This window comes from Acinetobacter sp. ANC 4910 (assembly GCF_004331035.1).
Lineage (GTDB): Bacteria > Pseudomonadota > Gammaproteobacteria > Pseudomonadales > Moraxellaceae > Acinetobacter.
The window spans coordinates 163,094-178,006 of sequence record NZ_SJNT01000004.1 but is presented as its reverse complement, the minus strand read 5'-3'; the positions used below and the strand labels follow the sequence as shown (position 1 = coordinate 178,006).

Sequence of the window (14,913 nt, the reverse complement as noted above, 5' to 3'; positions counted from 1 at the left end):
TGAATAAGGTGATGAGTGAGCAGACAAGATAAGAAGGCAGAGTTGCTTATTTTAATGGCTATGATACAACAGAGAAGTGTTGGTCATGATTTAAATTGCTATGCAAGTTACTGAACTGGTTCCTTTATTTGAAATAGAGGTGAATCGACAGGAAGTTTTGGCTATTCAACGGAATGAATTGGTCCCTATTTTTAATAATGCGGCGTTGTTGTCTGGCTACGCTGAGCAGCTTGTTCAAGCTCAGTCCGTCTTGTTACAAGGCGTCGATCCATTGATGACTCAGCAGTTTAGACAAAGTATTGAAGAGCTTATTCAAGCCTTGACGCAATCGAATAAATACCTAAAAAAGCGCAGATTTAATGCGTTGCAAAAGTGGCTTGGCATAGACATTGAACATGGTTCGGGACAAATTGACTATTATAAAAACCTTGATGTACTTTTGGATCGTTGCCAACATTTAAGCCAAAAATTACGCTTAGAAATACAAAAGTCACAATCGAGATTTCAGCAATTACTGGGTTTACGGTTAAGAATGGCAAATTATGTGGTTGCGGCACAAGAGTTTGTACATGAGTATCCTAAAATGCTACGTACTCAGCATCCTTTAGATCAATTTTCTGAACGGTTGTTGAAGAAAATTCACAGTTTGCAAACCGTACAAGCCAGTAATGATATTGCCATGCAGCAAATACAACTTTCTCAGCAATTGTCTTTAGGCTTACTTGACCGTTTTACCGAAGCGCAGCAAGTGCTAATTCCTGCTTGGCAATATCATGTCAAACAAAGTCAACAGACAGACTCGACTTCCGAGCTATTAAAGCTAGATAATAGCCGTGAAAAATTGATTAAAACTTTAAGAAAATCATTAGAGAAACCTTCGGGAAACTCTTCATAAAATTAGGTGAATTATGACCAATTCTGAGCAAAATAATTTAACTGTAATCATGACACCAGAGATGGTGGAACAACAGTTTCAGCAACTCAATTTAAAAGAGCTAGGCTTGCAAGCCTCAGATTTGGCTGAGGTGATGACTGCAACCAAAGAATTGGAAGAGATGAGCCATCAGAGTGTTGCTGAATATGGTAAGCATATTGCCACGCAAACGTCTACTTATACGGATGAATTGTTAGGTTTGGTACAAAACAAAGATTTAGATGCAACGGGACAAAAGTTGAATCAAGTTGTACAAGTGGCACAGCAATTAAACAGTAGCAGTATTCTAAATCAGTCTAAAAGTTCGGGCTTTTTGGGCAGTATTTTGAGTAAATTCAAAGGGGCGAAGCAGAGTTTTGATCAGCACTTTAATACCACCAAGGAGCAAATTGATGCTTTGGTTAAAGAAATTGAAGCGTCGCAATCGGGCTTAAAAGATCGAGTTAAAACCCTCGAACATATGTTTAATTCAGTCCAAGATGAATATAAACAGTTAGGCGTTTATGTGGCTGCAGGCAAGATTAAGCAGCATGAAGTGCAACAGCAAATTGCTCAACTCACTACACAAGAACAAGATCAAACCCTTACCCAGAAAATTTACGATCTGAACCATTTATCGAATAATTTGGAGAAACGAGTCAGTGATTTGCAGGTGTTGCAGCAATCTGCAATGCAGACTCTACCCATGATTCGGATTATTCAGTCCAATAATTTAATGTTGGTGGATAAGTTTTATGCCATCAAAAACATTACTTTACCCGCTTGGAAAAACCAAATTAGTTTGGCCATTTCCTTACAAGAGCAAAAAAATAGTGTGCAGTTGGCAAATACCATTGATGATGCGACCAATGATTTATTGCGCCGTAATGCAGATTTACTCCACCAAAATTCAGTCGATACAGCACGTGCCAATCAGCGGTCTGTGATTGATATCGATACCCTTGAGCATGTCCAAAATACTTTAATTCAAACGGTGAATGACGTACTTCAAGTGCAAAAAGAAGGGATGCAGAAGCGAGAAGAGGCAGCACAGCGCTTACGTAATTTACAAAGTAATTTGAGTCAGTTGGTATTAGAGTCAAATCAACGCTAAATCCTTTTAGTCTGTTGTAGGAGGTCACTTGTCCAAATTAGAAGATGAATATGCAGTTAATACCGCCAATATTCAGCAAGGTGTGCAGACTTTAAAGCGTCGGCAAACACATCTGATGGGGTGGTGTATATTCACAACCAGTTTGGCACTTGTGGCTTTGGTCAGTTATTTTTTACAACAGGATATTTTGTATAGTTGGTTTGGCATTAGTCCTGAAGTCAAACAACTGCATATTCCTGTTTCGGCTGATGCTGAGTTAACCCAATTTGGGCAAGCACCAAATTACTTTTTTAATCTATTGTCTTGGTTTGGCTGGTTGTTGTTAAAAATGATCAGTGCCTTTATTGGCGCATTTTTTGTGATTCACTTTCTCAAAAAAATCCGCTTCTTTGCCATACGCTTTCAATCTTTTGTACTGAAACTTGTTGGTTGGATAATTGCATTTGTGTGTATTTGGTCAGCGTTGACCTATGTTCAGTATGATTGGAAAGATGAAGCAGATGATCCTTATGCAGCAGCAATTGAGTATAAAACCAGCTTACATGAGAGTGAATTGGCGCAAGAGTTAAATCAAACCCAGTTTGCCGCACCAGTAAAAGCGTATATTTTGGCACAGATTGCCTTATTGCACTCGCCTGTCGATGAAAATGCGGCGATTCCTTATGTGTTGACTTTGGTTGAAGCCGAGCAAAACGATCCCGATTTTATTCAATATGGTTTTAGCCCTTCACAATTATGGGCGATGCAGCAGCAACTTTATGGTAAAGCGATTACGCCCTTAGCAAAATCTATTTCTCCACAAATTGAACAAGCTCATAAGTGGGGGAATATTTTACAAGTTGTGATTATTTCAGCATTTATTGTAAACGTTATTTTGAGCTTAATTCTGTATACATTTTCGGGGTATTTCCATGCAAGAACACGTAGAATTGAGCAAAATTTAAAAAATGTCAGATAAGTATTTCATGTTATTTAAGATTTTAATTAATTATCTAATAAATCGATTGTATTTATAAATACAAACTGTTTTACCAATTTAATATTTTTCACTATGATGTCTTCATCAACTTAATTCTCTCCACTGGAGTCGTTAGCAATGTTAGATCAAAATACTTCTGCTCAATTAAAAACACTTTTAGAGCGTCTTGAAAGCCCAATAGAAATTATCGCGTCTTTAGATGCTTCAGAAAAATCTGAAAAAATTAAAGAACTGGTGAATGAAATTGCGGTGTTATCGGACCAAGTGACTGCGCGCTTTGATGGTGAACATACACGTCGTCCAAGCTTTGCAATTGCCAAAGCAGGAGAGCAACCCCGTGTACACTTCGCGGGTTTGCCAATGGGGCATGAGTTTACCTCATTAATTTTGGCATTGTTACAAGTATCGGGCTATGCACCAAAAGTTTCTGAAGAAGTGTTAAATCAGGTTAAAGGTTTAAATATTCAATCGAACTTTGATGTATTTGTATCGTTAAGCTGCCATAACTGTCCAGATGTCGTGCAAGCTTTGAACCTGATTGCCATCTATAATCCAGGTTCGACGGCTACCATGATTGATGGTGCATTCTTCCAAGAAGAAGTGGAACAACGCAAAATCATGGCTGTACCAATGGTGTTCCAAGATGACCAGCATATTGGTCAAGGTCGTATGACGTTGGAAGAAATTATTGCCAAATTAGACACCAATTCTGCTGATAAAGAAGCAGCCAAGTTAAATGCTAAAGATGCTTTTGATGTGTTGGTAATTGGTGGTGGACCTGCGGGTGGTACAGCGGCAATTTATGCAGCACGTAAAGGGATTAAAACAGGTATTGTGGCTGAACGCTTTGGTGGTCAGGTGATGGATACCATGGATATTGAAAACTTTACTACTGTACAGAAAACGGTAGGTCCGAAATTCGCACAGGATATGGAAGCACACGTTCGTGAATACGGTGTAGACATCATGAATTTGCAACGTGTGAATAAAATTACTGGTGCAGATCAAACAGTGAATGGTTTGGTTGAAGTTGAACTTGAAAATGGGGCAAAACTTGAATCGAAAACAGTGATTCTTTCGACAGGTGCGCGTTGGAGAGAAATGAATGTACCCGGCGAAGCAGAATATCGTACTCGTGGTGTTGCATACTGCCCGCACTGTGATGGTCCATTGTTCAAAGGTAAACGTGTTGCCGTGATTGGTGGTGGTAACTCTGGTGTAGAAGCGGCAATTGACTTGGCAGGTATTGTTGAGCACGTGACTTTGGTTGAGTTTGATACTAAACTGCGTGCTGACCAAGTGTTGCAAGACAAGTTAAATAGCTTGCCAAATGCCACTGTGATCATGAATGCATTATCTACGGAAGTTATTGGTGATGGTGCTCAAGTGACAGGCCTGAAATATAAAGACCGTGCAACCGATGTTGAACATACTGTTGAGTTATCTGGGATTTTTGTACAAATTGGTTTATTGCCAAATACGGACTTCTTAAAAGAGAGTGCAGTTGAACTCACTCCACGTGGTGAAATTGTGATTAATGAACGCAATGAAACCAATGTGAAAGGCGTATTTGCTGCGGGTGACTGTACCACTGTACCGTATAAGCAAATTATTATTGCGACGGGTGAAGGTGCAAAAGCGTCTCTATCTGCTTTTGATTACATGATCCGTTCTGGTCAATAATAAAAAAGAGCCAACATACACTGAGTTATGTTGGCTTGCTATTAAACTTTTTACTTTTTATAGGAACTGAGGACGCTAACACCGATGTTCCTTTTTTTATTGTTTATTATTTTTCCCCCGATAACTTGATCAAAAAATTTTTATTTTTAAATAATATTGAGCGCTTTAAATTTTTCCTCCAATGCTGCTTTGCTTTCAATATGTTCAGGATGAACTTCAATACAATCGATCGGGCAGACCGCCATACAGGTTTGATGCTCATAAAAACCGACACATTCAGTACAACGTGCTACATCAATCTCATAAACTTTTTGCCCTTCAAAAATCGCATCATTGGGACATTCTGGTAAGCACATATCACAATTGATACAAGCATCCGTGATTCTTAAAGCCATGACTTAACCTGCCACGTAAGCCAATGACGAAGCTGAAATATCAATTTCTGAATTAGGCAGATTACGAATCAGCAGGGCATATTGCATATCGACATCAGCAGGAATCGGAATATCGACAATATGACCTGAGCCTTTGGCATCAGGAATTGAGTTCGCCTTTTTATCCAAAATTTTGGTCAGTACAAACTGAATATTGCCTTGCGGGGTCATGAGTTCCAAAGAGTCACCCACCACAAAGCGGTTCTTTACATCAATTTTAATGTAGTTCCCGTGACGTTCTAACACCTCACCACAGAATTGTTGATGGTCAAAACGTGAAGAACCTGTTTCATAATTTTGGTATTCACTGTGGACATGGCGACGTAAAAAACCTTCGGTATAACCACGGTTTGCCAAGCCTTCCAGTTGTAACATTAGTGAAGGATCGAAGGGTTTGCCTGCCAATGCATCATCAATGGCTTTACGATAAATTTGTGCAGTACGCGCACAGTAGAAATAAGATTTGGTTCGACCTTCAATTTTGAGGGAGTGAATACCCATTTGGGTCAAACGCTCAACATGTTGTACTGCGCGCAAGTCTTTAGAGTTCATGAAATATGTGCCGTGTTCATCTTCTTCTGCGGCAAACATGTCTTCTTCATTACGTTGTAGCAGGACAGGTTCCGCGCATTGGTTCTGGGCGATGGCATGTTGTTCATCTACATCACTATTGCAACACTGGTTTTCTTGTACTTGATGCACAGGAATCACATCACCTGTTTCGTCTTCTTGCGCTTGGTGCAGTTTGTAATCCCAACGGCAGGCATTGGTGCAAGCACCTTGGTTCGCATCACGTTTATTCATATAGCCTGAAAGAAGGCAACGTCCAGAATAGGCCATGCACAATGCGCCATGCACAAATACTTCAATTTCCATGTCTGGAACATGATTTTTAATTTCTTCAATTTCTTCCAGTGACAGTTCACGCGACAAAATCACGCGAGTGAGCCCCATATTTTTCCAGAATTTCACAGTTGCCCAATTCACGGCATTGGCTTGGACTGAAAGATGCACAGGTATGTCTGGAAATTGCTCGCGTACCATCATAATTAAGCCAGGGTCCGACATAATTAATGCATCTGGCTGCATGGCAATCACAGGTGCTAAATCACGAATGAAGTTTTTGAGCTTGCTGTTGTGCGGTTGAATATTCACTACAACATAAAATTTTTTACCTAAATCATGTGCTTCCTGAATCCCGATGGCGAGATTATCATGATCAAACTCATTATTACGAACACGTAAGCTATAACGTGGTTGTCCTGCATAGACCGCATCGGCACCATAAGCAAATGCGTAACGCATGTTTTTTAAAGATCCAGCAGGAGAGAGAAGTTCGGTAACGTGGTGAATGCTCATGACAAAATAAAGGCATACAAATAATATGTCTTTATTGTATGGATATAAAAAAAGGATTCAACCCAGTAAATTAGTCGGTTTTATTCTGATAAACCTAGATTTTTCAAAATTTGACAGTGATCAATGGTGGTATTGCTGGAACAGGATAGACGTAGTTCCTGTAATTGGCTTTGAAATGAGATCAATTCGGCAATGTTTTTTTCCACTTGTAAAATATGCTGTTCGATCATTTGATCAACAACTTGGCAACCTTGCTGTGGTTGTTTAATAAGATCAATCAATTGTTGAATTTCGGCAAGTGACATGTCCAAGGCACGACACTGTTTGATAAATTGCAGGCGTTTTAAGGTCGATTCATCATAATATTTATAATTATTTTCGGCCCGGTAGCTAGGGATAATCAGATGCTTTTTTTCGTAAAAACGTACTGTATCAACAGGCAATTGCGTTTTTTTTGCGAGTTGGTGAATTAAATAATGCTGCATGGCTTGACCTTAGAGCGAGTCCATAGTTTTAAATAAGCATAATATAGATTGAGGAGTATGGAAATGGCTTGTAGTTGTAGTCACGAACCTGCACCAATTAAACCGAACAGTAAATTTAGAACGGCTTTATGGATTGCACTGATTATTAACCTGATGATGTTTTTTGTTGAACTGATCGGTGGGACTTATGCACACTCTTCAGCACTCTGGGCAGATTCACTCGATTTTTTTGGTGATGCGGTGAATTATGCCATTTCGTTGGTTGTATTGGGGGCAAGTTTATACTGGCGCGCGACGGTTGCATTGCTCAAAGGGATGTCAATGGTTGGCTTTGGGCTAATCGTTATTGCAAAAACAGCTTATAGCTATGTTCAAGGTATTCCACCCGAAGCGATTACGATGGGGATGATTGGCGTTTTGGCTTTAATTGCTAACGTGATTTCAGCTTTTATTTTATATGCTTTTCGTGATGGCGATGCCAATATGCAATCGGTTTGGTTATGTAGCCGTAATGATGCCATTGGCAATATTGCCGTGATTTTTGCCGCGATTGGGGTGTTTGGTACAGGGAGTTTGGTTCCCGATTTGATTGTAGCTTTAATCATGTCATTCTTAGGTTTAACAGGCGGTTATCGTGTTATTAAGCAAGCATTGGCAGAGCGTAATAGCAGTGAAACTGTGAGTAGCTTAGAAGAGTGCTAATAATTAAAGAGAGTAATACACTCTCTTTTTATTTCAACGAATGACTTGTGGTGGTAGATAAATAGTAAATTCATTGATTGGTTCAATCAGAGCGCTATAGGGATTAAGTTGGTCTTCAAAGGAAACCAAATTCAGTCGATCAAGCAAGTCAAATTTTGCATGAAGCAATTGAGCTGGTTTTAACCGTAGACGATCATGCCAAACGCGATAGGTTCCTAATTGACCATCACGACGATGATAAAAACCTGCGAGAGGATGGGTGAGATAAACCAAATGACTTTCTAGATCTGGGAAGCCTGTATAATTCCATCGGTCATCTTTTGATTGTGCGAGTTGTAATTCAGCATTTGCCCATGCCGACTGGGTTTGCATCTTATATTGCTTGTAGTAGCCGTACTCATCTTGATGACATTCAAAATTGAACACAGCCGAATGCCAAGGAAGTTGCCATAAATGGCGAGGGACAATCAGTGTCCATGAATCTAAGGTAGTCCCTAAAAACCACACACAACGTTCTTGCGTGTGCTGATCGATGACATAGACACGGTAATTGGTTTGTCCCATGCTGAAATTGGGAAAAGGAAAAACAGCAGAGCTAAAATCCACATCAATAAATGGTACAACCGACATGAGTGCTTGCTCTTTACCTTGATATTCGATGGTATCGAGCTTAAATCGAGGCGGGATGATGTCGTTAAAGCGTGCAGGTTCGATAGCGTAGCTAATGATTGAAAAATGTTGTAATTTACATTGCACATCAATGCCAGTTGGTTTCGGGCGTGGATGTAAAAAATCTTCAAATTTTAATTGTTGAAAAGTCATTGAATTTTTTAGAAAGTTTATTGTAATTGTAGTTATTCTAAGTAAAGTTGCTCATGCCGTAAAGCCATCGACCAAAGATATGTCGATGTGAACATGGCAAGATAAAATTATGTACTGAGTAGATGCATTTTGTTCCAAAACTTTGCCCAAAGATCTAGATATTCCTGTACCACAGTCTGGTATTCGTTGCTTTGAATGTCTTGGTAACTTTGGGTGAAGAGTGACCAAATGTCATCTTCATGATTGTCATCATTGGCTAATCTATTTGTATGATCAACAATACCGTGGCAATCATAATAACCTTCGGTTAAGCGCGAATCATATTTCTCTAAATTGATGCGTAATGCTTCGCTATATTTAATCACTTGTAATTCTGCACAGGCTAAAATTAATAACAAGTGCTCGTATGAGTCTAAATGTGATTGAATAAACTGATCAAGTTCGCATGCTTCGTTACATACTTCTTGTTCATTAAATGGATCAATCTCTAAAGCTTGAAGTAATTCCATGAAATAAACCAAATGCGATTTACTTGGAGAACTAAGTGGTAATTGATAGGTGTTAAAACCTAACTCATCAATCAGATTCAATGACAATAAGTAACGTGCATAGGCTTTCGCATGAACACGCTGCTGCCTATGAATGTTTGGGTGCTGTTCTAATTTGCATGCTTGGTAAATGAGCATGCTTAATGCATCGGTAAAGACTTTGACAATTGCGGCGAAATAATTGATATGAATTAACTTGAGCTGCTCAAGTGAAAGCGCTTGGTTATGTAAGCGTTCTAGAATTTTTTGTTGAAATAATGGATGTTGAAGACTGTACTGTTTGAGTGTGTTCACTTGCTCGATATGCCGATGCCATAGAGATGGTTCCACCGAATGCCGAATAAAATTTAAAGCTTCCAATCGCGCATTTTCTGATTGTGTAAAAGCAAGTGTACTCATGTTCGAGATGTCAGATTTTGAATGATTTAATCATATTAAAAAAAAGTTAAATATGCTATAAAGATTTATACAGCATGCTTCACTTTTATTGATTTATTATTATAGAATAGACACATACGAAACTTTACGTATGAACTCAGTCATCACATTTAAATAATGATATAATGTAACTCATATGTTTTTTATTTAAAAAAGATGCCCTTTTTTTATTTCATTTTGACCCACTTCTGCTTAAAGATAAGTTTGGTAGGTAAATAGCATGTCCAAGAAAGACGACATTATTAGTACTGCGCTTCATCTTTTCAATTCTTATAGCTATAACTCGATTGGGATTGATCGAATTATTAGTGAATCGGGTGTCGCTAAAATGACATTCTATAAATATTTTCCTTCTAAAGCGAAACTAATTGAAGAGTGCTTACACCGTAGAAATATGAACTTACAAGAATCTTTAGATGCAGCAATTGCTCAGTGTCGGGCTGAAGAATATTTAGACCATATTAAAACCATTTTTTACTGGTACCACGCTTGGTTTCAGATGGACGATTTTAATGGATGTATGTTTCAAAAAGCAGTTGAGGAGGTTTCCAAGGTTTATCCTTCAACCATGCAACCTGCAATGGAATACAAAGAGTGGTTGACTGAACGTATCCGGGTTGCACTGGAAAAATTAGGGATCGCCCAGTCTTTTCAGCTTGCTAGCCTATTGGCAAGTATTTTGGATGGTATGACCATACAAGCTCAAATGGACAAGAACTTAGTTAAAATTGATGAGTATTGGAAACGAGTCTATAAGCTGATTCAGCTTGAGCTTATGGAAGTCTAAATAGACTTTCATTTAACGGATAAGTGAAGTAATTAGAGCTGGCATCCAAATAAAAAAGCGTGAATACCATAAATGGTATTCACGCCTCGCTGATAGTTCCCTGATATTAATATTTTAGTCGGCCCCGAGCAGAAGCTGTCTAAAATATTAATGTTTTAGAGGAGCTTAAAATCTCCTTTCTTATATCGTTTATTATAATTATTATAAAGTACCCTCTGGATTGATTATAAATTACATCAGCTCAACAAAGTCACATACAGAAATAGACAGACCTGTCTGTTCTTGATTCGAATTATAGGTGCTTTTGTTGATCTCGACAACACTTTTTAGTCGATTTATTGGAATTTATGACGAAATTTTGCGCTTTAGGTTAAAAATTACACATTTTAAGTAAAAATTAACTTACTGAAAAATAAAAAAAACCGAGGGATTCCCTCGGTTTTAACTTAAAAAGAAGATTATTTCTCAACAAATGCGCGTTCAATCACATAATCGCCAAGAACACCCATACGTGGTGATTCTTTAAGACCATGTTGATCTAAAAGTGCAACGACATCATCAAGGAATGCTGGGCTACCACAAAGCATTGCACGGTCAGTTTCTGGGTTGAAACGGGGTAAACCAATTTTTTCAAAAATTTCGCCAGTTTCAATGACTGTGGTAACACGCCCTTGGTTTGGATATTCTTCACGGGTAACTGTTGGGTAGTACACTAACTTGTCTTTAATGCCAAGTTCTTCAAAAAATTCGTTGTTTGGTAACTCATTCAGAATAAGGTCTTGGTAAGCCAATTCAGAAATGAAGCGTGTACCATGTACAACAATGACTTTTTCAAAGCGTTCGTACGTTTCAGGGTCACGAATAGTCGACAAGAATGGTGCAAGACCTGTACCTGAAGAAAGAAGATATAAATTCTTACCAGGGTTTAAGTCATCAAGAACCAAGGTACCTGTTGGCTTTTTAGAAACTAAAATCTCATCGCCAACTTTGACTTGTTGTAAAATAGAAGTTAAAGGGCCATCGGGTACTTTAATTGAGAAAAACTCAAGTTCTTCTTCATAATTTGCACTTGCAATAGAGTAAGCACGCATAAGAGGCTTACCATTGACTTCAAGACCAATCATCACAAATTGACCATTTTTAAAACGTAATGCGGTGTCACGTGTCGTCTTAAAACTGAAGAGCGTGTCATTCCAGTGGTGTACGTGAGTAATCTTTTCGACGTTAAAAGCAGCCATGAAAGGTCTCAATAAATTATCAAATTAGAACAGCTTGCTATTCTAATCTAAAATCATTCTCGATAAACTGAATATATTTAATTGAACTTATCAGAAAAAGTGATTATGTCTGAAATTCAGCTACCCATTATTGGAATTATGCACTCACCATATCAGGAAAAATTTGGAATTCCACGACAGCCCAATTTGGTTCAAGTGCAGTCTTATATAGAGATGCAAGCGCCTTATAATGATCTGGCTGCATTTGAAGGGATTGAAGAATTTAGTCATCTATGGTTGGTCTGGCAGTTTCATGACAATAAGAATCAGCATAAAAAAGACCAGTTCCGTGCACAAGTTCGTCCACCACGTTTAGGTGGAAATAAGAAAATAGGGGTTTTTGCGACACGCAGCATGTATCGACCTGCACCGATAGGATTATCCGTTGTACAGTTACAAGCCGTAAAAAAAGAAGGGAAGTCAGTCAGAGTTTATCTCACAGGGAGTGATTTGTTAGATGGAACCCCGATTCTAGATATTAAACCCTATATTCATTATTCTGATGCTGTATTTGAGGCACAAAGCGGTTATGCACAACAAGAACCAAGGCGAATGAAGGTACATTGGTCCAAGTTAGCCTTATTAGAAAAGCAGCGCTTGTTGGCACAGCAGTTTACAACTCAAGCACGATTTGAAGAATTAGATCAGGTATTGTCATTAGACCCACGACCCGCTTATCAAGAAGATAGTGAGCGAATTTATAAAATGAAATTTGCTCAGCTAGATGTAAGTTTTGTCATTCAGGGTCAAAGCTTAGAGGTGATTACCTTAGAATCCATTTAAACTGCTTAGTTGCGCTTGAGTTTATCTTGGTACATATTTTTGTCTGCTTGTAAGCAGGCAGCCAGAATGCCATCACTTGGGTCACGGAGTGCAAAGCCAATTGCTGCACTAATTTGTTTGCTGTAGAGATTGTGAATAATTCGTTCTTGGTGAGCTTGGGAAGATTCTAAGTCATTTTCTACGGTCAATATTGCAAACTCATCTCCACCCAAACGTGCAATGATATCGGTATTACGGCAACTTTTGGTTAAGACGACTGCTGTTTGACGAATGAGTTCATCACCAGCAGCATGTCCGTGTGCATCATTCATGAATTTGAGATCGTTTAAATCTAGCATAAAGACGGTGGCATGATGCCCATAGAGTTGGCAACGTTCTTCCTCTGCAAGGATAAACTGATCCCAAGCCCGACGGTTATATAGACCTGTGAGTGGATCACGCAGAGCTTCTGCTTGTAAGCGTTCATTTTTACGGGTTTGCTCAATTTCTCTCAGTTCAGTTTGTAAGATTTGACTGAGTAAATCTCCCAGTAACTCAATTAAATTTTGCTCTTCTTTAAGGCTTTCAGATTTTGGTTCTGGATCAATCGCGCATAAAGTTCCAAATAGACTGCCGTCTTCTTTGGTTAGTGGTTGACCAATATAGGCTTTAATTTTGAGTTGTTGTGCAATGGGTGCTTGGCGATAAGCGGGGATATCATCGGATAGCGGGGCAATTTTAGGACCATTGCCCAAGACCATCTGAGAACAAAATGAATCGGCCCAATTAAATACTTGCCCCGCATGTACATCATAAGCATGATCTTCTGTTTGTAAGATAATCCAGTCTTCACCTTCAACACGGGTAATCATCCAAAGACCAAAACCAAAGCGTTGATATAAAAAATTAAGAACAGCTTGTCCTGCATCATGAAAGCTTTTAAAACCAATGTCGTTCATTGCACGAACCTTTGACAACAGAAAATAAGGAAATAAGTTCAGGTATTATTTTAAATGATTCTTAATTAATAATTGGTTGTATCACACCATAATGCAAAAATGAATCGATTTAAAATGCGAGTTAAGTCTCGTTTAAAATAATTAATGTGTACCATCTTAATTATTACTATTTTTATAAAATAAAGGATTTTGCCAAATGTGAGTCTAAATCCTGCTTTTAATGGAATAGGCTCAATAATATACATAGAATTATTTAAGAAATCATCCACCATAAAATCAAAATAAAAACCAACATATGTAAAATTTGAGCAGGTGCAAAGGCTAGGGCATATTTACCTCCTCCTGTGAGGCTTGCATTGATAGATTTGGCGACTGCATGGGTCACCATTCCTAAAATGAGGGCATAGACAAGAGTGTGATTGGCGGGATCCCCTTGTACAACAATTGCAGCCATTGCGGCATGGATTTCAAATAAAGATGCTAAAAGCGTCCCTATAATTAAGCCTACATCGCCTAAGAGTAAACTTAAGCCATAAACGCCTGCCTGAATAATTGTGAGCGTTGCTGCAATAATTGCAGCTTCTTTAAGGCTAAACATGCGCCCATCTGGATGTTCTATTGGAGTAGAGGGTTTAGTTTTACGCATGAGCCACAGTCCCCACAGTATTAGAATACTCATGGCTACGAATGCTGGAAGAATAATTAGCTTGAACCAATTTAAATTAATCCCTGCGACGATGAGGAGGAGTTGTAAAAGGGTAGCTACGCAAGATAGTAATGCAGCACCTGCATTGGGTACGGCTTCAGCACGTCCTGCACGCACTTCCATACCTAAGCTGGCAATCGTGGCGGTACTTGATACAAAACCAGAGGCTAATGCAGACAAAATGAGTGCATTCTGGGCAGAGAGTAAGCGTTTTGCAATGTGAGCAAGTGCTTGAACAGCAAGAATTAAAGCCAGTAGTTTAAGAATAATGTGGGGGTTTAATACCGTCCCCCAAAGTGGCGTGTTGGGTGTTAGCGGCAATGCAACCAAAATCAGAGCCAGCAAGAATAGACCATCTCGAAATTCTCGTTCCGTTATCCATTGACTAGCAAAGCCATGAATTGGGTGTTTTAGCATTAAAATGATGGTGAGTATGACTGATAACCCTGCTGCGAAAGGCGCATGCCAGATACAAAGTGCCCCGATAAAATAAGTCATCACAAAGGCTAATTCAGTTGTTACACCTGGGTCATCTACTTGGTTCCGAAGTGAAAATACTGTTATTGCCCCAATAATTATGGCACCCACAATACCAATGATCGGGCCCAAGGCAAAACACAGAGCCCCCATTAAGGCACAGATAGCAAAAGAGCGTACACCTGCAAAACTGTTGGGGTTTTCACGTTGTTTGCTTCTTTCTCGTTCTAATCCAATCACTAAGCCACAGCCCAAAGCAACCGCCATCATAGTCAGCAGTTCTTGAAAAGATGCCTGTTCTAAGGTCAGATTAAAGAGGAGATTGGACATGAGTAATTTAAAACCTTGTTATTGTTGATCTATATTTATGTGAAGAATGAATTTTTTTATGCTTTCCCCCCTAACCGAAGGTATTTTATTCTTTATACCATAATTCAGACAGAAACTATGAACTACCTCACCAAGATT

15 protein-coding genes are annotated in these 14,913 nt (G+C 38.9%); 7 read left to right on the top strand and 8 right to left on the bottom strand.

All coding sequences use genetic code 11. From position 1 onward, the window contains the following. Positions 1 to 100: 100 nt before the first annotated feature. From E0H82_RS05690 to ahpF, 4 genes are all read left to right on the top strand, one after another. Positions 101 to 895: a tellurium resistance protein gene (locus tag E0H82_RS05690; protein WP_131263746.1), complete on the top strand. Its 795-nt coding sequence runs from the start codon at positions 101 to 103 to the stop codon at positions 893 to 895. Between the two features lie 13 nt (positions 896 to 908). Next, a complete protein-coding gene (locus tag E0H82_RS05685) occupies positions 909 to 2,027 on the top strand; it encodes a toxic anion resistance protein (RefSeq protein ID WP_131263745.1) in 1,119 nt (372 codons plus the stop codon). Positions 2,028 to 2,055: 28 nt separating this feature from the next. After that, positions 2,056 to 2,985, top strand: a complete 930-nt coding sequence (locus E0H82_RS05680; protein ID WP_131263744.1) for a hypothetical protein — start codon at positions 2,056 to 2,058, stop codon at positions 2,983 to 2,985. 138 nt (positions 2,986 to 3,123) lie between these two features. Beyond that, on the top strand, positions 3,124 to 4,689 hold the full coding sequence (gene ahpF / locus E0H82_RS05675; RefSeq protein ID WP_131263743.1) for an alkyl hydroperoxide reductase subunit F: 1,566 nt from the start codon (positions 3,124 to 3,126) through the stop codon (positions 4,687 to 4,689). A 146-nt stretch (positions 4,690 to 4,835) separates the two neighbouring features. Here the strand turns inward: ahpF and E0H82_RS05670 are convergent, their stop codons facing one another. The 3 genes from E0H82_RS05670 to E0H82_RS05660 all read right to left on the bottom strand — a co-directional run bounded on the left by E0H82_RS05670 (position 4,836) and on the right by E0H82_RS05660 (position 6,967). Continuing rightward, positions 4,836 to 5,084, bottom strand: coding sequence for a YfhL family 4Fe-4S dicluster ferredoxin (locus E0H82_RS05670; RefSeq protein ID WP_131263742.1), 249 nt, complete (start codon positions 5,082 to 5,084; stop codon positions 4,836 to 4,838). Between the two features lie 3 nt (positions 5,085 to 5,087). Further along, entirely contained in the window at positions 5,088 to 6,482 is a 1,395-nt protein-coding gene (gene yegQ / locus E0H82_RS05665) for a tRNA 5-hydroxyuridine modification protein YegQ (RefSeq protein WP_131263741.1), read from the bottom strand. 80 nt (positions 6,483 to 6,562) lie between these two features. Then, positions 6,563 to 6,967: a MerR family transcriptional regulator gene (locus E0H82_RS05660; protein ID WP_131263740.1), complete on the bottom strand. Its 405-nt coding sequence runs from the start codon at positions 6,965 to 6,967 to the stop codon at positions 6,563 to 6,565. A gap of 63 nt (positions 6,968 to 7,030) precedes the next feature. Between E0H82_RS05660 and E0H82_RS05655 the strand changes: the two genes are divergently transcribed. Continuing rightward, entirely contained in the window at positions 7,031 to 7,669 is a 639-nt protein-coding gene (locus E0H82_RS05655) for a cation transporter (protein WP_131263739.1), read from the top strand. 33 nt (positions 7,670 to 7,702) lie between these two features. Here E0H82_RS05655 and E0H82_RS05650 read toward each other — a convergent pair whose 3' ends face one another. Both E0H82_RS05650 and E0H82_RS05645 read right to left on the bottom strand, forming a co-directional pair. Further along, positions 7,703 to 8,491 (bottom strand): DUF2071 domain-containing protein, encoded by a 789-nt coding sequence (locus tag E0H82_RS05650; protein ID WP_131263738.1) that lies wholly within the window; start codon positions 8,489 to 8,491, stop codon positions 7,703 to 7,705. Positions 8,492 to 8,598: 107 nt separating this feature from the next. Next, positions 8,599 to 9,438 (bottom strand): hypothetical protein, encoded by an 840-nt coding sequence (locus E0H82_RS05645; protein ID WP_131263737.1) that lies wholly within the window; start codon positions 9,436 to 9,438, stop codon positions 8,599 to 8,601. A 259-nt stretch (positions 9,439 to 9,697) separates the two neighbouring features. On the opposite strand from E0H82_RS05645, the gene E0H82_RS05640 reads away from it, so the two are divergent. After that, the gene (locus tag E0H82_RS05640; RefSeq protein ID WP_116761669.1) at positions 9,698 to 10,264 is read left to right on the top strand and encodes a TetR/AcrR family transcriptional regulator; all 567 of its coding nucleotides are present in this window, start codon (positions 9,698 to 9,700) and stop codon (positions 10,262 to 10,264) included. Positions 10,265 to 10,722: 458 nt separating this feature from the next. On the opposite strand, the gene E0H82_RS05635 is transcribed toward E0H82_RS05640, so the two are convergent. Beyond that, positions 10,723 to 11,502 (bottom strand): ferredoxin--NADP reductase, encoded by a 780-nt coding sequence (locus E0H82_RS05635; RefSeq protein ID WP_131263736.1) that lies wholly within the window; start codon positions 11,500 to 11,502, stop codon positions 10,723 to 10,725. Between the two features lie 105 nt (positions 11,503 to 11,607). Between E0H82_RS05635 and tsaA the strand changes: the two genes are divergently transcribed. Beyond that, a complete protein-coding gene (gene tsaA, locus E0H82_RS05630; RefSeq protein WP_131263735.1) occupies positions 11,608 to 12,324 on the top strand; it encodes a tRNA (N6-threonylcarbamoyladenosine(37)-N6)-methyltransferase TrmO in 717 nt (238 codons plus the stop codon). Between the two features lie 5 nt (positions 12,325 to 12,329). On the opposite strand, the gene E0H82_RS05625 is transcribed toward tsaA, so the two are convergent. Both E0H82_RS05625 and E0H82_RS05620 read right to left on the bottom strand, forming a co-directional pair. Next, complete coding sequence (locus E0H82_RS05625; RefSeq protein ID WP_131263734.1) at positions 12,330 to 13,262, bottom strand: sensor domain-containing diguanylate cyclase; 933 nt, start codon at positions 13,260 to 13,262, stop codon at positions 12,330 to 12,332. Positions 13,263 to 13,515: 253 nt separating this feature from the next. After that, a complete protein-coding gene (locus E0H82_RS05620; RefSeq protein WP_131263733.1) occupies positions 13,516 to 14,775 on the bottom strand; it encodes an MgtC/SapB family protein in 1,260 nt (419 codons plus the stop codon). Positions 14,776 to 14,913: the final 138 nt, after the last annotated feature.

Coding starts and splice junctions, on each gene's coding strand:
- E0H82_RS05640 (WP_116761669.1), top strand. CDS start 9,698: ATGTCCAAGAAAGACGACATTATTAGTACTGCGCTTCATCTTTTCAAT.
- E0H82_RS05645 (WP_131263737.1), bottom strand. CDS start 9,438: ATGAGTACACTTGCTTTTACACAATCAGAAAATGCGCGATTGGAAGCT.
- E0H82_RS05685 (WP_131263745.1), top strand. CDS start 909: ATGACCAATTCTGAGCAAAATAATTTAACTGTAATCATGACACCAGAG.
- E0H82_RS05625 (WP_131263734.1), bottom strand. CDS start 13,262: ATGAACGACATTGGTTTTAAAAGCTTTCATGATGCAGGACAAGCTGTT.
- ahpF (WP_131263743.1), top strand. CDS start 3,124: ATGTTAGATCAAAATACTTCTGCTCAATTAAAAACACTTTTAGAGCGT.
- E0H82_RS05660 (WP_131263740.1), bottom strand. CDS start 6,967: ATGCAGCATTATTTAATTCACCAACTCGCAAAAAAAACGCAATTGCCT.
- E0H82_RS05650 (WP_131263738.1), bottom strand. CDS start 8,491: ATGACTTTTCAACAATTAAAATTTGAAGATTTTTTACATCCACGCCCG.
- E0H82_RS05655 (WP_131263739.1), top strand. CDS start 7,031: ATGGCTTGTAGTTGTAGTCACGAACCTGCACCAATTAAACCGAACAGT.
- E0H82_RS05670 (WP_131263742.1), bottom strand. CDS start 5,084: ATGGCTTTAAGAATCACGGATGCTTGTATCAATTGTGATATGTGCTTA.
- E0H82_RS05620 (WP_131263733.1), bottom strand. CDS start 14,775: ATGTCCAATCTCCTCTTTAATCTGACCTTAGAACAGGCATCTTTTCAA.
- E0H82_RS05690 (WP_131263746.1), top strand. CDS start 101: ATGCAAGTTACTGAACTGGTTCCTTTATTTGAAATAGAGGTGAATCGA.
- E0H82_RS05635 (WP_131263736.1), bottom strand. CDS start 11,502: ATGGCTGCTTTTAACGTCGAAAAGATTACTCACGTACACCACTGGAAT.
- yegQ (WP_131263741.1), bottom strand. CDS start 6,482: ATGAGCATTCACCACGTTACCGAACTTCTCTCTCCTGCTGGATCTTTA.
- tsaA (WP_131263735.1), top strand. CDS start 11,608: ATGTCTGAAATTCAGCTACCCATTATTGGAATTATGCACTCACCATAT.